This window comes from Brevibacterium sp. FAM 24630, assembly GCF_049804075.1.
In the GTDB taxonomy this organism is placed as follows: Bacteria; Actinomycetota; Actinomycetes; order Actinomycetales; family Brevibacteriaceae; genus Brevibacterium.
Genome location: NZ_JBNBZD010000001.1, coordinates 146,084 through 166,081 on the forward strand (window position 1 = coordinate 146,084; position 19,998 = coordinate 166,081).

Consider the following 19,998-nt stretch of genomic DNA (forward strand, 5'->3'; position numbering starts at 1 on the left):
CCTCAACCGCACACGGTTGCCCTCGCCGAGGCGGAGGCGCAGTCGCGAACCGCCTCACCCACCATGGCGGTTGAGTCGCACCGACGGTCGCGGCGAAGGCTCAGTCGATCGAGGAACCGTGGCCGATGACCGGGCCGATGACCCGGTCGGTGGGGATGAATCCCCCACCGGGACGGCCGAGCAGCGACCGCGAGTCCGCGGAGTCGGTGCGGTTGTCACCCATCACCCACATCGTGTCGGCCGGCACTTCGACGGAGAATTCCACCGCCGAGGCGGGGGTGGGGGCATAGTCTTCACGCAGAGGTTCGCCGTTGAGCAGGAGCCGACCGTCGGCATCGCAGCACTGCAGAGTGTCGCCGCCGACGGCGATGACGCGTTTGACGTAGTAGACGTCGCGGGGGCCGAGTCCGACCCAGGACCCGATCTTCTGCAGAGGCGTCGGCAGGGCATCGTCGACGAAGGAGCCACGGCCGTCGAAGACGACGATGTCGCCGCGCTGGATGTCGCCGCGCAGGGCGTCGGGACGCCAGACGGTGATCGAGTCGTCGACCTTGAGAGTCGGCTCCATCGAGGCGCTGGGAATGGTGAAGCGCTGGATGACGAATCCGCGGACGGATCCGCCGAGGATGACGATGACGACGGCGATGGCCGCGATCGTCTTCCAGAACCTGGCCGAATACAGAAGACGCGACCCGAAGGTCGCGTCTTCATGTCGGTTCGGCACGGTGTGATCATCTCCCACAGTGCCGGGCAAATCAGGCCTTTTCGCGGATGCGAGCAGCCTTGCCGCGCAGTTCGCGCAGGTAGTAGAGCTTCGCACGGCGGACATCGCCGCGAGAGAGGACCTCGATCTTGTCGACGTTGGGCGAGTGCACCGGGAAGGTACGCTCGACACCGACGCCGAAGCTGATCTTACGAACGGTGAAGGTCTCACGGACTCCGTCGCCCTGGCGACGGATGACGATGCCCTTGAACACCTGGATACGCGAGCGCGAGCCCTCGATCACCTTGACGTGAACGTTGAGGGTGTCGCCGGCGCGGAATTCAGGCACATCGGACTTCAGCGAGGCTGAATCTACAACATCGAGCTTCTGCATTGTGGTTTCTCCTGTGGCCCCAGCTTCAGGTCGAGGACACGCATATCGGACCGGTGAACCGGTGACTGGATCGTCTGTCGGGATTGCTCCCCGTCGATCCGCCGCATCAGAGACGGCGGATCATGGTGGACCCACATCCCCCTGAAGCAGGTGAGGGCCAACAAACGCGACGCTCTATTCTGTCACGGTTCCACGCTCAGACTCAAACCGTTCGAGCGCGGCCAGGTCCTCTCTGCTCAGGTCGGTGAGCCGGGCGAGGAGGTCGGGTCTGACCTCGGCGGTCTTTTCGAGACGTCGGTCACGCCGCCACCGCGCGATCGCCGCATGGTTGCCGCTGAGCAGGATCTCCGGCACGTCCCGGCCACGCCAGCTCGCCGGCTTCGTGAAGATCGGGTATTCGAGCAGACCGTCTTCGTGGCTCTCCTCGGTCAGGGATTCCGGGTTGCCGATGACCCCGGGGATGAGTCGGCTGATCGCTTCGATCATCACCATCGACGCGACTTCACCGCCGTTGAGGACGTAGTCGCCGATGCTCATGGGCCTCAGTTCGAAGCGCTCCCCGGCCCAGTCGATGACCCGCTGATCGATGCCTTCGTAGCGACCGCAGGCGAACACGAGATGCTGCCGGGAGGCGAGATCCTCGGCGATGCGCTGGTCGAACACCTCTCCGGCGGGGCTCGGGACGATGAGCGTGGGCTTCGCCTCCCCGGCGGGGCGACCGGCGAGGATGTGTTCGAGCGCCAGCGCCCAGGGTTCGGCCTTCATGACCATGCCCGCTCCCCCGCCATAGGGAGAGTCGTCAACGGTGTTGTGCCGGTCGAAGGTGAAGTCGCGCAGGTCATGGACGTTGAGTCCGAGCTGCCCGCGTTCGACGGCCTTGCCGATGAGCGAGAGCTGCAGTCCGGCAAGGTACTCGGGGAAGATCGAGACGACGTCGATCGACATGGCCCGGTCCCCCTGCCCAACGGCGGCGGCCTCTTCGGCGGGGGTGTCGTTGCTGCTCATCGGGGACGGTTCACTCATTCGGCGTCGAAGAGGCCTGCGGGCGGGGTGACGACGAGGCGGCCGGCCTCGATGTCGACATCGGGCACGATCGCGGTGACGAACGGGATGAGCACGACGTGGCCGAGCGTGTGCTTCATGTGCAGCAGGTCCTGAGCGGTGCCGTTGGTGACGTCGACGATCTCTCCGACGAGCTCGTCGTTCTCATACACGTTGAGGCCGATGAGGTCGTCGAGGTACCAGGCGTCGTCGTCCTCATCCTCTTCGTCCTGTTCTGCGAGGATGAGGGTGTTGCGGATCTCCTCGGCGCGGTTGCGGTCGGGGACTTCCTCGAAGGCCAGGAGAAGTCGGTCGCGGTGCCACCTCGCCGACTTCAGCGTCAGCGTGCCGATGTCCGGGTCGGTGGCGAAGCTCGCCCCGGGGGTGAGCCGTTCCTCGGGACGGTCCGTGCGCACCTCGACAGTGAATTCGCCCTTGATCCCGTGCGGCTTGCCCAGGCGGGCGATCACCGTGTCCATTCTGCTCCTCGAAGTTCGCGGTCGTTGAGTGTCCGGCCGGCTGACGTCGGTGCATGTGCGCGACGATCCGTCGCGGCAGATCCTGCGCCTGCGGCCGTGTTCAGGCACCAGTCTAGTCGGCGAAGGGGTGGTGAATGCACGAGAGGGGATGCAGCGCATATGCACTGCATCCCCTCTCGCACAGAAGGTGTTACGCCTCGATGAGGTCCACTCGCACCGACTCACGGCCGGCCAGAGAGTTCATCACGGTGCGCAGGGCCTTGGCGGTCCTGCCCGCACGGCCGATGACCCGACCGAGGTCTTCGGGGTGAACCCGAACCTCGAGGGTCGTGCCGCGGTGCGATGAACGCGAGCGAACGGACACGTCGTCGGGATGATCGACGATGCCGCGGACCAGATGCTCGAGCGAATCAGCCAACATCTCAGGCTTCAGCGCTTTCTTCAGCGGCCTCAGGTGCGGCTTCGGCGGCCGGAGCCTCAGCAGCGTCAGCGGACTTGCCGCCCTTCTGCGTGATGGCTTCCTTCACGACCGACTCGGCGTTGGGAGCCACGTAGGCTTCCTTCTCCTGCTGCGGCTTGACGGTGTTGACCGCTTCGCCCTCGCCGGTGAACTTCTGCCAGTCACCGGTGAGCTTGAGCAGGGCACGCACCTGTTCGGTGGGCTGAGCGCCCACCGAGAGCCAGTACTGAGCGCGCTCGGAGTCGATCTCGACGACCGAAGGCTCACGGGTCGGGTGGTAGATGCCGATCTGCTCTTTGGCCTTGCCGTCGCGGCGCGTCCGCGAATCCATGACGACGACGCGGTAGAAGGGTGCACGGACTTTGCCCATGCGGGTCAGACGAATTTTGACTGCCACTTGAGTGGTGTCTCCTTTTGTGTTCTGTGTGCACAGCTGATCCAGTTCGATCGTGGGGTTGACCTGCTGGAAGCCGCGGCTCGGACTATCACTTCGGCGCGGATGAGAGGGCCCGGACCGAGAGCAAAAGTACAAGAGTCAATTGTGCCAGAAGGCTCTACTTCTTGCCACCTGGAACGATTCCGCCGAATCCCTTCGGCAGGTTCGAGGGGTCGAATTCCTCGTCCTTGCCCAGATCGACTCCGCCGAAGGCCGAACCGACCGGATCTTGGGTCTTGCCGGCCTTCTTATCGGCCAGCGCCTTCGCTTCCTGGGCTCGCTTGGCCGGGTTGCCTGACTGACCGCCCTTGCGGCCCTTCTTCTTCCCCGAGACCTTCTTCTTCCGGGTCCCCGGACCACCGGGCATTCCGCCCATTCCGGGCATCTGCGGCATGCCACCGCCGCCACCGGGCATTCCGGGCATCCCGCCGCCGCGGGTCATCGAGCGCATCATCTTCTGCGCCTGGCCGAAACGCTCCATGAGCTGGTTGACCGCGGTGACGGTGGTGCCGGCACCCTTGGCGATGCGGGCGCGGCGGGAGCCGTTGAGGATCTTCGGGTTCGATCGCTCCTGGGGTGTCATCGATCTCACAATCGCTTCGACCCGGTCGACCTCACGCTCGTCGAAGTTCGCCAGCTGTTCCTTGTACTGGCTCATGCCGGGCATCATGCCCAGCATCTTCTTCATCGAGCCCATCTTCTTCAGGCCCGCCATCTGCGTGAGGAAGTCGTTGAGATCGAAGTCCTCGCCGGCTTCGACCTTCTTCTTGAGCTTCTCGGTCTCTTTTTCGTCGAAGTTCTTCTCGGCCTGCTCGATGAGCGTCATGATGTCGCCCATGTCGAGGATCCGGTCAGCCATCCGGTCCGGATGGAACTGTTCGAAGTCCTTCATCGACTCACCGGTCGAGGCGAACATGATCGGCTTGCCGGTCACCTCGGCGACCGACAGTGCCGCACCGCCGCGGGAGTCGCCATCGAGCTTCGAGAGCACGACGCCGGTGAAGTCGACGCCTTCGAGGAACGCCTCGGCGGTCTTCACCGCGTCCTGGCCGATCATCGCGTCGATGACGAAGAGGACTTCGTCGGGGTTGACCGCGGTGCGGATGTCCGCGGCCTGGGCCATGAGCTCCTCGTCGATGCCGAGCCGGCCGGCCGTGTCGACGATGACGACATCGTGCAGCTTCGACTTCGCGACCTCGAGGGAGTCGGTGGCGACCTGGATCGGATCGCCCACACCGTTGCCCGGTTCGGGAGCGTAGACGACGGCTCCGGCACGTTCACCGACGATCTGGAGCTGGTTGACCGCATTGGGCCGCTGCAGGTCGGCGGCGACGAGCATCGGGCGGTGGCCCTCGGACTTCAGCCAGTGCGCGAGCTTTCCGGCCAGGGTGGTCTTACCGGCACCTTGGAGGCCCGCGAGCATGATGACCGTCGGCGGACGCTTGGCGAAGTTCAGACGGCGCGTCTGACCACCGAGGATGCCGACGAGTTCGTCGTTGACGATTTTGACGACCTGCTGGCCGGGATTGAGTGCGCCCGAGACTTCCTCGGACAGCGCACGCTCCCGGATCCGGCCGGTGAAGGCACGCACGACAGGCAGGGCGACGTCGGCGTCGAGCAGGGCACGTCTGATCTCACGAATGGTGGCATCGACGTCGGCTTCGGACAGCCGGCCCTTCCCGCGCAGATTCTTGAAAGTCGCGGTGAGCCTGTCTGACAGAGAGTTAAACACGTACAAGCCTTCTTCACGATGATTTGGTCGACTCTTAAGCCTAGCAACTCACCCGCGTCCGGCTGAAACCGTGAGTGCTGACAATGCCCGGTGAACTCTCGCCGAGGCGGCCCCGCCTCGCACTCCCCCACCCGCTCCCTCGCAACAGGCACCGTTAGTCGCAACAGGCACCGTAAGCAGCAAACCCCCTCGCTGCGCCACGGTGATTTGCGGTGAACGATGATGGATGCCCGCCTGACTGCAGGAGAGAGCACCTGCAGACGGGCGGCGGGGCAGTGACCACCGGGCCGCAGTGACCGGCGGGAAGCGGCGGCCGCCGGTCGCAGGTCACCGGAAGGAGTAGGCCTGCTCCGCGTGCTCGAAGGCATCGATCCCCTCGAGCTCCTCGCGAGGGTCGATCCGCAGCCCCATCGTCCCGCGCAGCACCAGTGCGATGGCAAGCGTGGCGAGGCCGGCGAAGACGACGGCCACGAGACAGGCGAGCACCTGCGCGATGAGCAGTTCGAAACCGGCTCCGTAGAAGAGACCGGCCGGCCCGTCCTCGTGCGGGAAGGCGAAGAAGCCGATCATCACAGTGCCGATGACCCCCGCGACGAGGTGGACGGCCACCACATCGAGCGCATCGTCGTAGCGCAGACGATTCTTCGCCTCCACGGCGAAGATCGCTCCGGCACCTGCGGCGATGCCGATGAGCACGGCAGCATAGGGGTCGACGTCAGCGCACGCCGGGGTGATCGCGACGAGGCCGGCGATCGCTCCGGAGACGCTGCCGATGCTGCTCGGTCGCGAAGCCCGGAGGCGTTCGATCATGATCCAGGTGATCATGCCGGCGGCCGGGCTGGCCAGGGTGTTGATCCAGATCAGACCGCCCTGTTCGATCGTCGCGGCGGCGCCCCCGTTGAAGCCGAACCATCCGAACCACAGCAGGGCCGCTCCCAACACGGTGATCGGAATATTGTGCGGCTTGTGCGGGGCCGAGAATCTGGCGCGGCGACCCATGACGATGACGAGGACGAGGGCGGAGATGCCGGCGTTGATGTGGACGACGGTGCCGCCGGCGAAGTCGATGGCGGGTCCGAACAGGCGGCCGATCGCACCCGATTCGCTGAGCAGACCGTCGCCCCAGACCATGAACGCCAGCGGGCAGTACACCAGAGTCACCCAGGCGGCGGAGAAGACGAGCCAGGTGGAGAACTTCGCTCGGTCGGCGACGGCTCCGGCGATGAGCGCGATCGCGATCATCGCAAAGGTCGATCCGTAGCCGATCGAGATGAGCGAGGCGGGATCATCGGCCACGGCACCGCTGAGTCCGAGCTGGGACCGCGGATTGCCGACGATTCCGGCGATCGAATCACCCGAGCTCAGACCATATCCGCAGAGCACCCAGACGAGCCCGCCGACGGCCATTGCGGAGAAGACCATCATCATCATATTGATGGCCGAGGTGATTCGCGTCATCCCGCCGTAGAAGAACGCCACCCCCGGTGTCATGAGCAGCACCAGCCCTGCCGCGACCATCATCCATACGTTCACTGCATCGAGTTCCATGTCGTCTCTCATCTGTCCAAGCCGGTTCCGGATCGAACCGCGCAGAGACAGTCTCCATGACGCATGTCACAGTGATGCTTCGGTCATGTTTCCGCAGTGTGACAAGCCGGGCCCCACCCCGTCGATACAAGGGTGAGACCCGGCAGGATCAGTACGCGAAATCAGTCGAGCAGCGCGTCGACGAATCCTTCGGCGGTGAAGGGCGCGAGATCGTCTGCACCCTCACCCAGCCCGATGAGCTTGACCGGCACGCCGAGCTCACGCTGGACGGCTATGACGATGCCGCCCTTCGCCGTGCCGTCGAGTTTCGTGAGCACGATTCCGGTGACGTCGACCGCCTCGGCGAAGACCTTCGCCTGCTGCATGCCGTTCTGCCCGGTGGTCGCATCGAGGACGAGGAGCACCTCGTCGATCTCGTGGCCCTCGCCCAGCGGGCGGGTGGCCACACGCTTGACCTTGCCGAGCTCGTCCATGAGGCCGCGCTTGTTCTGCAGCCGTCCGGCCGTGTCCACGAGGACGACGTCGGTGCCGTCGGCCTGCCCCTTCTCCACGGCCGAGTAGGCCACCGAGGCGGGATCGGCCCCTTCTTCCTTGCGCACGGTTTCGACGCCGACGCGTTCACCCCAGGTGGCCAGCTGCTCGGCGGCGGCTGCGCGGAAGGTGTCCGCGGCCCCGAGGAGCACGGTTCTGTCCTCAGCGACGAGCACGCGGGCGATCTTGCCCACGGTCGTGGTCTTCCCCGATCCGTTCACTCCGACGACGAGGAAGACCGCGGGATCTCCGCCGGTTCCCTGATCGGCCAGGGAGCGGTCCATGGTCGGGTCGACGAGGGTGATGAGCTCTTCCCGGAGCAGCCCGCGCACCTCGTCGGGGTCACGCGTGCCGAGGACCTTGACGCGTTCGCGCAGCCGGTCGACGAGTTCGGTCGTCGGCTCCACACCGACGTCGGCGAGGATGAGCGTGTCTTCGATCTCCTCCCATGCGGATTCGTCGAGGTTGTCCCGCGACAGGAGGTTGAGCAGGCCACGGCCGAGCCCGGAGTTCGACTTCGCGAGGCGTTCGCGCAGGCGCACGAGCCGGCTGGCCGGTTCCGTGGGAACCTCCGAACCGCGGGCCTCGGCCTTCTCCTTCGCGACCGCCTCGGCGACCTCATCGGTACTGAGCTCACCGGTGACATCGGCATCGATGCTGCGTTCTTCGCGCGGTCCTCGCTTCGTGCCGCTGACGCGCAGGGAGATGCCCAGCGCAACAACGAGAATGAAGACGATGGCCGCGACGACGAGCAAGATGATCGGCTGATCCATTGTTCTTCCGTCCTCCTTTGAGAGCCTTCGGTCAGGCCGCCGGCACTCGAGTTCCCGGACTCATCCGGTGGTGTCTGTCTGTCGTGTCCCACGCCGGAATCAGTCGGCGCGGTTTCCATTGTCCTCGGCCCCGATTCCGCGGGGACCGGTTTGTCTGTGATCTTGGTTTCGTCTGCGCTCAGAACCTGTCAGCACTCAGGATCCGCGGCTGCCGAAGAGCAGACCGGCGGTGGTCTTCCACCCGGTTCCCGACTCCGGGATCTTCCAGTGGCGGGTACGCGGACGCACCGTGATGAGCGAGGGGGCCGCATGACGGCGAGGCTGCGGACGCAGCACATAGGAATGGTCGCGGATCGCGGTGACCGCCGCCTGTTCCCGCGTGGCCAGATGCGAGGTGCCGTCGTCGTGGCCGAAGAATTCGTGGACTTCGTCGTCGTAGCCGGTCCATTGGGCGGGCAGACGGAATCGCTGCACCTCGGAGGAGTACTTGAGTCGGCCCTCGGCACGCAGGCCGGGCAGAGCGACGAGGAGGACGACGACGAGAGCCAGAGCGAACGAGATCGCCAGTCCTACGATGATGACAAGCACCGAATTCATGCCCTCGAGCCACCTCGCAGATCAGCAGCCTCGGCCATGGACGTCCCGCTCCTCACATTCTTCGAATACCTGGGTCTCGACCCAAGTCTATAGTCCCGGGCGACGACAATCGTATTACAGGGCCGCATGGCAGTTGGAGAATTCCCTGGGACTGTCCTGGGCGTCCGTGCCGAATCGCCTCATCGGCCCGGGCCCGAACCTCCACATCGCCCCCGTGGCGAGCCCTCAGGCGCGCCCGCCGCCGCGCTCGTGGCCGCGGGCAGTCCTTCGACATTGACAAGCTGGGTTCACGGAATGCGCTGCGATATGACTTTTGACACTCCATCGCCGTGCATCGTCACCCCGTAGAGCGCATCGGCGATCTCCATCGTCCGTTTCTGGTGGGTGATGACGATGAGCTGCGAGGAGTCCTGCAGCTCCTCGAACACCGTGAGCAGACGCGAGAGGTTGAGGTCGTCAAGAGCGGCTTCGACCTCGTCCATGACGTAGAAGGGACTCGGTCGGGCCTTGAAGATCGCCACGAGCATCGCCACGGCGACCAGCGAGCGTTCACCGCCGGAGAGCAGGGAGAGCCGTTTGACCTTCTTGCCGGCCGGCCGGGCGTGGACGTCGACACCGGTGGTGAGCATATCGTCGGGGTCGGTCAGGCTCAGCGCACCTTCACCGCCGGGGAAGAGTCGGGAGAAGATGTCCTCGAACTCCCGTGCCGTGTCCGCATAGGCGTCCGCGAAGACGCGTTCGACGTGCCGGTCGACCTCCTCGACGAGCTGCATGAGGTCCTTGCGGGAGGTTTCGATGTCGGCGATCTGCTTCTCGAGGAACTGATGCCGTTCCTTCAGCGCCTCATACTCCTCGAGCGCGAGCGGATTGACCGTGCCGATGCGCTTGAGCGAGGCAGACGCCTGCTTCTGCCGCTTCTCGACTTCGGCACGCACGTACGGCGTGTCCTCCACCCCCTCCTCGAACGAGGGCACGGGCAGGTGGGGGCCGAATTCGTCGATGAGCCGATCGATGCCCAGCCCAGTCTCCTCTTGCGCCCGGTGGGCGATCTCCTCGAGTTTCAGTCGATACCGTTCCTTGGCCAGCTCCGCCTCGGCGGCGGCGTCCTTGAGTTTCTGCAGCTGGGTTCGAGTGGCAGCCAATTCCTCGCCGAGGCGGCCCTTCTCTTCGCGCAGACCGCCGCGTTCGTCGACGAGGACCTGGATCGCCTCGCCGAGTTCGACGACCGTCGACTGTGCCAGTTCCGCGGCGTCGGCCGCGGTTTCAGCGATGAGTTTCGCCGAGGCGGCCGCGCGCTTCTTCTTCGCAATCGTGCGCTGGTTCTGCTCCCGCGCCGCCTCTTCGGCCTTCGCCGCCCGCAGCAGAGAGTCGACCCGGTCGCTGAGGAACCGTGCCCGGTCCGTGGCCGAACGGTGGCTGATGCGTGCCTCGACGAGGTCTTCGGACGACTGGGAGACCTGCGCGCTCAGTTCGTCCCGGCGGGAGGTGTCGACGACTTCGACGACCTCGGCGGTTCCGGCCAACGCCGCCTGCGCGGTCTCGACCTCGCGCTGGGCCGCATCGAGGCGGGACTTCAGCTCCGTTTCGTTCTCTTCGGCACGCTGCAGGCGGGTGCGGGCAACACCGATCTCGCCGGTGATACGCGAGACCTCTTCGGCTGCGGCCATGATCTTCGCGTCCGAGGAGTGGAGCGCATCGAGTGCCGCCGCCGCTTCCTCGCGGGCTCTGCTCAGGCGCGGTTCGAGGTCGGCGAGCGCAGTCTTGAGCGTCTCCGCCCGATCCTCGAGTTCGATGATCGTCGCACGGGTGTCGTCGAGTGCGGTCTGAGAGGCCAACCGGGTGCCCGAGGCCGTGCGCGCCCGGCTGATGCGCGTGGCCGAGACCACCTCCCCGTCGACGGTGACCGCGGTGAGTTCGGGGCGGGCCTTGGTCAGAGCGACGCCGGCACGAGCGTCGGGGACGCAGACGACTGCGTGCAGGGCGGCCGCGAGCAGGATCCGCAGCTCGGGGACATCGCTGGTGACGAGTTCGCTCAGCCATTGCAGCTTCCCCGCCCCGGCAGCTGGCTGCCCCGCCTCGGTGCCGGAGAGCCCCGCCAGCTCGGGCAGCGGAGCGAGCTCCGTTCGCCCCGTTCCATTGCCGCCCTTGCCGGCGACCGCCTCGGCGCCGGTCGGGATCGTCAGGGACACGTTCGTGTCCTCGCCGAGGTGGTCGAGGACTCCCAGCGCCGACTGGCCGTCGTCGACGATGACGCCGGACACCGTGGTCGACAGGGCCGCGGCCACCGCCATCTCGAAGCCGGTCGTCACACTCAGGTGTTCGGTCACGGCGGTGCCGACTCCGGGCAGTTCGGCGTTGATGATGTCTTCGAGGTCGGCCTCGAGCGCGGTGCCCAGTGCCAGGGCTTCGGCCCGCGCTCTGGCCGAGGACAGTTCGGAGGCGACCTGCGACTGCTTCTCCTGCAGCTCGGCGCGTTCGGCCTCACACTTCTCCTGGGCCTCCAGCGCCGTCTCATAAGCGGAGTCGAGTTCGGTCTCCCCTGCTTCGACGTCTTCAACCCCGGTCTCTGCGGTCTCGAGTTCGGCGCTGCGTTCGGCGATGCGAGCGGTGACGGTGTTGATTTCGGACCGGTTGGCGGCGATGCGCGACTGCAGGTCCGCGATGCGCTCCTCGGCCTGGGTCTGCTTCGACTGCAGAGCCGACCGGTTCTTCACTGCTTCGGTGATGGCGATCTGTGCTGCCTTGACTTCGTCTTCGGCGGTGCGCAGGTCCCGGGTGAGTTCTTCCTTGCGTTTCTGGCTGGCCTCGAGCGCTGAGTTCGTCTCGGTGACGGCCGCCTCGGCCTCGGTGAGTTCGTCCTTGAAGCGGGCGGCTTGGGCACGCAGCTCATCGGGAGACTTGGATTCGCGGCGGCCCAGGCTCGCGACCTCCGAGAGCAGGTGGGAGCGCTTGTCTTCGGCCCGCTGGCTCAGGCCCTGGGCACGGACGATCTGCGTCTGAGTCTTCGATTCGGCGGTCCGCTGCGCCTCGAGTTCGGTGTCGAGTCCCGACAGGCGGGTTTCGACCTCACCCAGTCGCGCCTCGGTGCTGGTGCGGAGCCGGTCGAGTTCGTCGATGCGGTCGCTGTGGTCCTCGCCCCCGCTCGTCGTCGCCAGCGAGGACTGCATCCGCACCGCATCGTCGGCGAGGAGTCGGGCGGTGGTGTCTCGCAGTGTGGCTTGGACGGTGGCGGCCTTCGCCGCGGCTTCGGCCTGTCGGCCCAGGGGCCCGAGCTGCCGGTTGAGTTCGGTGCGCAGATCGGTGAGCCTGTCGAGGTTCGTCTGCAGTCCGGTGAGTTTGCGGACCGCTTTGTCTTTGCGGCGACGGTGTTTGAGCACACCGGCGGCCTCTTCGATGAAGCTGCGTCGCTCCAGCGGGTCGGCGTGGAGGATCGCGTCGAGGCGGCCCTGACCGACGATGACGTGCATCTCCTTGCCCAGGCCGGAGTCGTTGAGCAGCTCTTGGATGTCGAGGAGCCTGGCCGGGGCCCCGTTGACGGCGTATTCGGACCCGCCGGTGCGGAAGAGGGTCCGCGAGATCGTCACCTCGGTGTAGTCGACAGGGATGGCTCCGTCGGTGTTGTCGATCGTCAGAGTCACCTCGGCGCGCCCCAGGGCCTGGCGTTTCGAGGTTCCGGCGAAGATGACGTCGTCCATCTTTCCGCCGCGCAGATTCTTCGCACCCTGCTCGCCCATCACCCAGGACAGGGCGTCGACGACATTGGATTTGCCTGAACCGTTGGGACCGACGACGCAGGTGATGCCCGGCTCGAATCTGAGAGTCGTCGCCGAGGCAAAGGACTTGAATCCCCGCAGTGTCAGGCTTTTGAGATGCATATTGGAAACCAGCATATCCGGGCGGGCCACGAGATTCGGAATCTTTTGGTAAAGTGTCTCCCCGTGCGCAGGCAACTGCGCCGTTTTCCTCCGTAGCTCAGTTGGCAGAGCATTCGACTGTTAATCGAAGGGTCGCTGGTTCGAGCCCAGCCGGGGGAGCTGGTGGGGGCCCTGTCGTGCGCGACGGGGCCCTTGACCATTCACCGCCCGCCGACGGCAGGTGGTGTTGCACAGCGAATGCGACCGATGACGGTCCGAGAAGACGGACATCCGGCCATCTTCGCCCATTGCCCGCAGGCGGCTTCATTGCGCCCGCGACGATCATGGGGGTGAGCCGATCGGGTGCATTCTGCTCGGTTCGCATCGGCCGCCAGTCCGAGCCCGTCTCCGAGCTTCAGCCGGGCATCCGGCACCGTTAGCGGCAATTCAGCGCGCCGCACCGGTGCATGCTGCCGCGAACGGTGTGATTCGCCGCGAACGGTGTTGGATGCGTTCGTACACAAGAGACGAAACAGCACCGGCGAGCAGAGCTTCTGCCCCGTCTCCCCGTGCCCGCTTCAAGGAGCGCTGCGGGACAGGTGTGGGATCATAGTGACGCTGAGACGCTGACGCGCACGGCGATCGCTGTTCTTGAGGGATCGGTTCGCGGGGAAGCCAGCTTGGTCGACACGAGGAAAGGCAGAGTCTGATCAGATGAACGCGGTCATCAGGCGCGAGGGGAAGATCTCATTCGTCATCGGCTGGATGCTCACCATCATGGCGGCTCTGGCTCTCATTGCGGTGATCCTCTTAGCCGTCCTCGGCGACACCATGTTCCTCATTTTCCTCTTCGGCCCCCTCCTCCTGCTCATCGGTGCCGGAGTGAACTTCTGGCTCGGCTCGCGGGCTCGGCTCGAAATCACTCCCGACGAGTTCATCTGGTGCGGGTTCGTCGGGCGGGCCAGGCGAATCTCGTGGCGAGAACTCGACAGGATCCTCATCCCGGCTCCCGGCTCCCGCCCCCGCCTCGTCGCGGCTGCACGACTGAAAAACGGAGCCGTCGTGGAGGTCGACGCCTTGTGGCTGTCACCGACGAACCCCGCGAACATGCTTTCGGCCCCGAACCACTCGCAGGCGCAGCGAACTCTCATCGACGGTCATCGCGCTTTCCTCGCCGGGGCTGCCGGACGTCGCTGATTCCACTCCCCGTAACCGGCACCCCTCACCCGCTCGGACGGTCGGCAGCTCGGCCGAGCCCACGTTCGCCGAGGTGATCGGCCCGGGGACTACCGGTACCGTGGGGGTTTCTGGCACTCCGGGCAGAAGTGAGTGCCGCGGCCGCCGACGGTGATCCTCGCGATCTCGGTCCCGCAGCGCACGCATTCCTGTCCTCCGCGCCCGTAGACGAGCAGCGCCCGGTCGAAGTATCCGGATTCGCCGTTGACGTTGACGTAGAGGGCATCGAAACTCGTCCCGCCCACGGCCAAGGCATCGGTCATCACCTTCGTCGCGGATTCGAGGACCGCAACGAGGCGGCTCTTCCGCGTGCGCGCAGGGACAGCAGAAGGATGGACTCCCGCCCGGAACAGCGCCTCATCGGCGTAGATGTTGCCGATGCCGCTGACTAAAGTCTGGTCGAGCAGCGCCGCTTTGATCGCCGTGCGCTTCTTCGCCAGAGCTTCCACGACCCGTTCGGGGTCGAATGCGGGTTCGAGTGGGTCTGCGGCGATGTGGATCGCCGAGGCGGGCACGAGCCGCCCATACCCGTGCACGAGCGGTTGGACGCCGATATGACCGAAGATCCGTTGGTCGACGAAGCGCAGTTCGCGACCCACTCCGGCGACGCCTCCCCCACCGTTGGCTGCCCCACCGTTGGTTGCCCCATCGCCTGCTCGGCCACCGAGCTCACTGTCGCTGCCGCCGAGGCGCAGGATCGCTCGCGTGTGCCGGTGCAGTTCGTCATTCGGATCGTGGATGCGCAGCTGCCCGCTCATCCCGAGATGGACGAGAATGCCCAACTCGGGCGTCTCTCCGAGCATCGTATTCTGCCGATCGGCCGGGCCCGGCTGTGGCCGGCTGCCCTCCCCCAGGCTCAGCCACATGAACTTCCCGCGCCGTTCGGCACCGAGGATGTGCGCACCGTTGACGGCGGTGACGAAGCCGTCGATCGCGGACGGGTCGATGCGGCGCTGGGAGGTCGTGCCGAGTATTCGGGGGTCGATCACCTCGGCGCCGGTGATCGTCGTCCCCGTCGTCCATTCGTCGACGCCGCGGCGGACGCTTTCGACCTCGGGAAGCTCAGGCATGGGAACACCGTCCTGTCACACGCGGACCCACAGATCGCTCAGCGACGGTAGTCCGGGTAGACGGTGCGGATGGCTTTGACGGCGACCTCGGCGGCGGCGGCTTCGGCGGCCTTCTTCGACGAGCCGTCCCCGCTGCCCCAGCCGTTGTCGCCGAGCATCGCGGTGGCGGTGAACACCATAGCGTGGTCGGGCCCGGACGAGGTGATCTCGTAGCTCACGGCCCCGAGGCTGAGGTCGGCCGCAGCCTCCTGCAGCGTGGTCTTGTAGTCCATTCCGGCGCCGAGGTTGACCGCGTCGTCGAGCATGCCGTCGATGAGGCGATGGACGAAGGCGAAGGCGACGTCGCGTCCCCGAGAGACGAAGACGGCGCCGATGAGAGCCTCGACGGTGTCGGCGAGGATCGAATCCTTGTTGCGGCCGCCGGTCAGCTCCTCACCCTTGCCGAGCAGAATGTGCTCGCCGATCCCATGCCTGCGGGCGATCGCGGCCAGGGCTCGAGTGTTGACCACGGCCGACCGCATTTTGGCCAGCTGGCCTTCGGGCAGGTCCGGGTTGTCGTAGTAGAGCGATTCGGTGGCCACGAGGCCGAGCACGGAATCGCCGAGGAACTCGAGGCGCTCATTGGTGGGGATTCCGCCGGCCTCGAAGGCATAAGAACGATGCGTGAGCGCGAGACGAAAAGTCTCGGGATCAATATCGATCCCGAGACTCTTCTTCAGTGCTGCTGTGGTGTCAGTGTCCACAGTCTCAGACGTCAGCGACCTTGCGGCCCTTGTACTCGAGGTACAGCGGGGTGCCGGCTGCGTCTTCGACGACTTTGGCCTGGTGGGGGCGCGAGTACACAACGCGACCGTTCTCCACAGTCTTGACCAGGTTCGGAGCCTTGGCCTTCCACTGCGAACGACGGTGGCGGGTGTTGCTGCGCGACAATTTACGCTTCGGAACAGCCACGTCTAGCTCTCTTTCTTCTCATCCAACAGATTCTTCAATGATGCGAACGGCGATTCGGATTCGTCCGGTTCCACCTCGAGGTCCTCCCCCAGGGTGTAGCTGAACTCCTCGCTCTCATCCTGTGAAGGATTGAACGGCAGAGCCATCACCACGGCGTCTCTGATCGCGGGCTCGAGGTCGAGCTGATCCCGGTCGATGACGTAGGAGTCCTCGTCGCCTTCGGCCTGCTCATAGACGTACATCTCCTGGATGTCGACATCTATCGGCAGCTCGATGGGCTCGAGTGTCCTCGCGTCCTCGCCGCGGGCCGTCGCCGAGACTGTGCCCGACACGTAGATCCCCTCCGACACGCTCTCGAACATCAGCTCGAGCGCCAGTGGTGAACCTTGACCAACCCCGATCACTTCGATCTTGAGATCCGCTGGAGCAGACAAGGTGGTGTTCACCCGTTCCCACTCACCCGGATTGCCGAGCAGACCCATCGATCTGAGATCGAAGACGAATTCAGATCGCTGCTTCATGCCGTCCTCCCGGTGGTTTGAGGATGTCGCTCCTGCGTTCACACGCGACTCACCATTCTAATCATCATCGGCGGTCATTACCAATCGCCCCGATCGACCGCCGCAGGTGTTCCTCATCACCATCGCTCGTGTTCGTTGCGCCAGGTCACTCCCCCGGCAACGAGGAGCAGCGCGCCGGCGATCATGAACACGGCCCCGGAACCGGCGATGACCGTCAGCGCCGAGGCGGCCGAGGGGATCGCGACCTGGCTGAGTCGATTGCCCGCCAAACGGATGGACAGCACCGCGGCCCGATTCTTCGCATCGGCCAGGGTCGAGACCCAGGTCATCGTCAGCGGCTGGGTGAGTCCGAAGCAGAATCCGGCGAGGGCGAGCAGGAGTCCGAGCGTCCACGGCTGACTGAGCACGGGGATGAGCGCGACACAGACACCGGCCGTCGCCGAGGCGGTCCACAGCAGGGACAGGTTGCGCCACCTGGTCGTGAGCATCCCGATGAACAGGCGCGAGATCACCGAGGCGAGCGTTCGCAGCGCCAGCAGCCAGGTCACCAGCGTCACGGACAGTCCGTTCTCCTGTCCGATGAGCGGCAGGTACGCCGTCATCAGGTCGACGGCGGCGAGCGTGGCCATGGAAGCGAAGATCGCGGGTTTCATTCCCCGGGTCGACAGGAGCGTCCACGGTGCGATGGCGCCTTCGGCCGCCTCGGCGCGGGAGACGTGCGGGGTGCGCCCGCGGAGCATGACGACGACAGCGGCGATGAGGGTCAGCGCCGACAGCGCGGTCATGAACCACAGCGCATTGGTGATCGCGGCGTCACCCGAGGTGGCGTCGGCGATCATGCCGGCCACGGGCAGTCCGATGGTCTGGCCCATGGACACCCCGAGGGTGAGGTGGCCGAACTTCGCGGTCATCCGGTCGGCGGGGAAGCTCTGCGGAATGAGCGCTTGGGAGGCCACGGTCGTCAGCAGCTGCCCGACGCCCAAGCTCATCGTGGCGATGAGGAGTACGCCGAGGTTGGGTGCGACGGCCGCGAGCGCGACGGGCAGGATCGACAGGATGGTGCCGACCCACAGCACCGCGGTGGCGTACCCCCGATCGACGAGCCGGCCGACGAAGAGGGCCGTGAGCAGCGGAACGAGGGAGTAGACGGCGGTCATGAGACCGAGGACGACCCCCGATCCGCCGAGCTCGAGGGTCCGGTAGGAGATGAGCACGCGCACGCCGTTGTACGTCGCGTGTGCGATGACGGTGTGGGTGACGAGGCCCGGGAACCAGGCCCTGTTGGCAGGTGTTGCGGCCGCGCTCATCCCTCAGTCGGCGCTGTCGTTGCCGGAGCCGTCATCACCGGCACCGGTGTCATGACCGTGCAGAGCTTCCAGCACCGAGGCGGGGACGAGCCCGTGGATGTCCCCGCCGTTCGCGTGGACTTCCTTGATGAGAGACGAGGAGACGTGTTCGAACCGCGGATTGCCGGGGACGAAGATCGTTTCGAGCTCGGTGAGGTGTTTGTTCATCAGCGCCATCGGCAGTTCGTAGGCGAAGTCCGTGCCCGAACGCAGCCCCTTGACGACGGCGGGTGCACCGATGCTCGTGCAGTAGTCGACGAGGAGGCCGCCGGAGACGATGTCGATGCTCACGTTCTCGGCGCTCCGGGTTCGCTCATCGTCATCGAGCGAGCGGCGGATGAGGTCCGCGCGGACTTCCGGGGCGAAACGACCGGACTTCGAGGGGTTGTGCACGACGGCCACGACCACTTCCTCGAACAGGCGTGCGCTGCGGGCGATGATATCGAGATGACCCATGGTGATCGGATCATAGGAACCGGGACAGACGACCTTCATGCCCTCATCGTATCGGCTGGCGGTCGCCTGCGGTGCCGATCCCGGGTCGCGGACGCCCCACCGTGCTCACTGCACTCTCTCCCGCAGCCGCGACCACTGGTCATCGGCGGCGGCACCGTCGTCGAGGGCCTTGACGACCTGCGCGTCGACTCCGGCGTCGGGCCCGTGCAGTCGGGAAGCCGCTTCGGCCATGATCCGGGCAAGGACCCCAAGGGATTGTGATTCGCGGCCGGCGGTGACCGCCTCGGCGAGTTCGCGGTGGCTGTCGAGGACGTCGCAGCGAACCTCGTAGCCGCGTCGGTCCGACAGAGACAGCAGACGGGTGTGGACCATCGAGACCTTCATCAGGTCTGTCAGCCGGGCCGAACCGGAACAGGCGACGAGCGCATGATGGAACGACAGGTCGGCATCGCCGATGGTGCGCGCAGCATTGTCTTCGATCGCCCGCTCCAGCTCCCTGAGCGCGCGGGTGATCCGGGCGGTGGCGCGCTCCCGCCGGATGATGAGCTTGATCGCCTGCGATTCGATGGCTTCCCGGACGGCATAGACGTCGTCGATGTCGGTCACCCGCATCTTCTTGACATGGACTCCCCGCCCCGGCGCATGCGTCATCACGCCTTCGCTGATGAGCCGCTGCAGCGCTTCCCTCAGGGACGGCCGCGACACCTCGAGGAGTTCGGCGGTGCGCACTTCGTTGATCGACTGCCCGGGTTCGAGCGATCCGTTGTAGATGGCATTGCGCAGCTGGTCGGCGATGAGGTCGCTCGTCGAGGAACGGACCACTTTGCGCAGGACCGGCAGCTCGGAGGCGGGAGGATTCGTCACGGTTACGATCATATAACTTTGTCTGACAGTGTGACATTCGGACAACATAAGTATTGAATACTGTCCAGGAGACGCACGTCACGACGATGTGTCGACGTTCAAGGAAGGAACAGCACATGAAACTCAAAGGACTGGCCGCCGCGACATCGATTCTCGCGCTGACGCTCACCCTCGGTGCCTGCGGAGGAAGCGACTCGGACAAGTCGACTCTGCAGAAGGCCATCGACGACGGAAAGATCACCGTCGGCTTCGCCGGCGAAGCCCCGTACAGCTTCGAAAAGGGCGGAGAGCTCCAGGGAGCGTCCGTCGCCATAGCGAAGGCCGTGTTCAAGGAGCTCGGCGTCGACGACGTCGAAGGCGTCAACACCGAATTCGGCTCCCTCATCCCCGGCCTCAACGCCGAACGCTTCGACGCGATCTCAGCCGGCATGTCGATCCTGCCCGACCGCTGCAAACAGGCCTCCTTCGGCGATCCCGAATTCATGTACACCACCGCCCTGATGACGAAGAAGGGCAAGCAGGACGGCATGAAGAACCTCGACGACGTCAAGAAGAAGGGCGCCAAACTCGCGACGATGACCGGCGCCGTCGAATCAGATTATGCGAAGGACCTGGGCATCAAGACCCAAGAGGTCGGCACGCCCCAGGACGGCATGGACGCCGTGACGACCGGCCGCGCCGATGTCTTCGCCCTCACCGCCATCTCGCTCAACTGGATGGAGAAGAACACGAAGGACTCCGGCGTCGAAGTCAGCGACTCCTTCGTCCAGGTCATCGACGATGTTCCGCAGGTCGGTGCCGGTGCCACGGTCTTCCGCACCGATGACGATGAACTCCGAGACGAGTGGAACAAGGCTCTGGAGAACATCGTCTCCGATGAGAAGTCCTACCTCGACGTGGTCGGTGACTACGGATTCACGAAGGAAGAGCGTCCTGACGGTTCGATCACGACCGATCAGCTGTGCAAGGGCGACCTGCCCACCGCTGATTCCTGAGTCGTCCTTCG

The 19,998-nt window shown here is 65.5% G+C and carries 20 protein-coding genes and 1 tRNA gene; 3 read left to right on the top strand and 18 right to left on the bottom strand.

Annotated elements, in window-relative coordinates:
- Window positions 1-100: 100 nt before the first annotated feature.
- From lepB to smc, 11 genes are all read right to left on the bottom strand, one after another.
- Window positions 101-724 carry a signal peptidase I gene (lepB, locus tag ACPUD7_RS00650; protein ID WP_425118806.1) on the bottom strand — a complete coding sequence of 208 codons (624 nt, stop codon included), beginning with the start codon at window positions 722-724 and terminating at the stop codon, window positions 101-103.
- A 31-nt stretch (window positions 725-755) separates the two neighbouring features.
- Window positions 756-1,097, bottom strand: coding sequence for a 50S ribosomal protein L19 (gene rplS, locus ACPUD7_RS00655; RefSeq protein WP_135539448.1), 342 nt, complete (start codon window positions 1,095-1,097; stop codon window positions 756-758).
- A 174-nt stretch (window positions 1,098-1,271) separates the two neighbouring features.
- The gene (gene trmD, locus ACPUD7_RS00660) at window positions 1,272-2,042 is read right to left on the bottom strand and encodes a tRNA (guanosine(37)-N1)-methyltransferase TrmD (protein ID WP_425118892.1); all 771 of its coding nucleotides are present in this window, start codon (window positions 2,040-2,042) and stop codon (window positions 1,272-1,274) included.
- Window positions 2,043-2,116: 74 nt separating this feature from the next.
- Entirely contained in the window at window positions 2,117-2,617 is a 501-nt protein-coding gene (rimM, locus tag ACPUD7_RS00665) for a ribosome maturation factor RimM (RefSeq protein ID WP_425118807.1), read from the bottom strand.
- A gap of 190 nt (window positions 2,618-2,807) precedes the next feature.
- Window positions 2,808-3,038, bottom strand: a complete 231-nt coding sequence (locus ACPUD7_RS00670; RefSeq protein WP_135539452.1) for an RNA-binding protein — start codon at window positions 3,036-3,038, stop codon at window positions 2,808-2,810.
- Between the two features lies 1 nt (window position 3,039).
- On the bottom strand, window positions 3,040-3,474 hold the full coding sequence (rpsP, locus tag ACPUD7_RS00675) for a 30S ribosomal protein S16 (RefSeq protein ID WP_135539453.1): 435 nt from the start codon (window positions 3,472-3,474) through the stop codon (window positions 3,040-3,042).
- Window positions 3,475-3,631: 157 nt separating this feature from the next.
- Window positions 3,632-5,245: a signal recognition particle protein gene (ffh, locus tag ACPUD7_RS00680; protein WP_425118808.1), complete on the bottom strand. Its 1,614-nt coding sequence runs from the start codon at window positions 5,243-5,245 to the stop codon at window positions 3,632-3,634.
- A 327-nt stretch (window positions 5,246-5,572) separates the two neighbouring features.
- Window positions 5,573-6,793, bottom strand: a complete 1,221-nt coding sequence (locus ACPUD7_RS00685) for an ammonium transporter (RefSeq protein WP_425118809.1) — start codon at window positions 6,791-6,793, stop codon at window positions 5,573-5,575.
- A 161-nt stretch (window positions 6,794-6,954) separates the two neighbouring features.
- Window positions 6,955-8,097: a signal recognition particle-docking protein FtsY gene (gene ftsY / locus ACPUD7_RS00690; protein ID WP_425118810.1), complete on the bottom strand. Its 1,143-nt coding sequence runs from the start codon at window positions 8,095-8,097 to the stop codon at window positions 6,955-6,957.
- A 195-nt stretch (window positions 8,098-8,292) separates the two neighbouring features.
- The gene (locus tag ACPUD7_RS00695; protein WP_135539461.1) at window positions 8,293-8,694 is read right to left on the bottom strand and encodes a hypothetical protein; all 402 of its coding nucleotides are present in this window, start codon (window positions 8,692-8,694) and stop codon (window positions 8,293-8,295) included.
- A 287-nt stretch (window positions 8,695-8,981) separates the two neighbouring features.
- Window positions 8,982-12,569, bottom strand: a complete 3,588-nt coding sequence (gene smc, locus ACPUD7_RS00700; protein WP_425118811.1) for a chromosome segregation protein SMC — start codon at window positions 12,567-12,569, stop codon at window positions 8,982-8,984.
- 86 nt (window positions 12,570-12,655) lie between these two features.
- On the opposite strand from smc, the gene ACPUD7_RS00705 reads away from it, so the two are divergent.
- Both ACPUD7_RS00705 and ACPUD7_RS00710 read left to right on the top strand, forming a co-directional pair.
- Window positions 12,656-12,728: transfer RNA gene (locus ACPUD7_RS00705), tRNA-Asn, on the top strand.
- 534 nt (window positions 12,729-13,262) lie between these two features.
- Entirely contained in the window at window positions 13,263-13,745 is a 483-nt protein-coding gene (locus ACPUD7_RS00710; RefSeq protein WP_135539465.1) for a hypothetical protein, read from the top strand.
- An 89-nt stretch (window positions 13,746-13,834) separates the two neighbouring features.
- Here ACPUD7_RS00710 and mutM read toward each other — a convergent pair whose 3' ends face one another.
- From mutM to ACPUD7_RS00745, 7 genes are all read right to left on the bottom strand, one after another.
- On the bottom strand, window positions 13,835-14,854 hold the full coding sequence (gene mutM / locus ACPUD7_RS00715; RefSeq protein ID WP_135539467.1) for a bifunctional DNA-formamidopyrimidine glycosylase/DNA-(apurinic or apyrimidinic site) lyase: 1,020 nt from the start codon (window positions 14,852-14,854) through the stop codon (window positions 13,835-13,837).
- 38 nt (window positions 14,855-14,892) lie between these two features.
- On the bottom strand, window positions 14,893-15,597 hold the full coding sequence (gene rnc / locus ACPUD7_RS00720) for a ribonuclease III (RefSeq protein ID WP_135539469.1): 705 nt from the start codon (window positions 15,595-15,597) through the stop codon (window positions 14,893-14,895).
- A 4-nt stretch (window positions 15,598-15,601) separates the two neighbouring features.
- Window positions 15,602-15,805 carry a 50S ribosomal protein L32 gene (gene rpmF / locus ACPUD7_RS00725; protein ID WP_025777330.1) on the bottom strand — a complete coding sequence of 68 codons (204 nt, stop codon included), beginning with the start codon at window positions 15,803-15,805 and terminating at the stop codon, window positions 15,602-15,604.
- A 2-nt stretch (window positions 15,806-15,807) separates the two neighbouring features.
- Window positions 15,808-16,287, bottom strand: a complete 480-nt coding sequence (locus tag ACPUD7_RS00730; protein ID WP_240689754.1) for a YceD family protein — start codon at window positions 16,285-16,287, stop codon at window positions 15,808-15,810.
- A gap of 155 nt (window positions 16,288-16,442) precedes the next feature.
- Window positions 16,443-17,633 carry an MFS transporter gene (locus tag ACPUD7_RS00735; protein ID WP_135539473.1) on the bottom strand — a complete coding sequence of 397 codons (1,191 nt, stop codon included), beginning with the start codon at window positions 17,631-17,633 and terminating at the stop codon, window positions 16,443-16,445.
- A gap of 3 nt (window positions 17,634-17,636) precedes the next feature.
- A complete protein-coding gene (gene coaD / locus ACPUD7_RS00740; RefSeq protein WP_135539475.1) occupies window positions 17,637-18,167 on the bottom strand; it encodes a pantetheine-phosphate adenylyltransferase in 531 nt (176 codons plus the stop codon).
- Between the two features lie 66 nt (window positions 18,168-18,233).
- Entirely contained in the window at window positions 18,234-18,992 is a 759-nt protein-coding gene (locus ACPUD7_RS00745; RefSeq protein ID WP_425118812.1) for a GntR family transcriptional regulator, read from the bottom strand.
- A 116-nt stretch (window positions 18,993-19,108) separates the two neighbouring features.
- Between ACPUD7_RS00745 and ehuB the strand changes: the two genes are divergently transcribed.
- Entirely contained in the window at window positions 19,109-19,987 is an 879-nt protein-coding gene (gene ehuB, locus ACPUD7_RS00750) for an ectoine/hydroxyectoine ABC transporter substrate-binding protein EhuB (RefSeq protein ID WP_135539478.1), read from the top strand.
- Window positions 19,988-19,998: the final 11 nt, after the last annotated feature.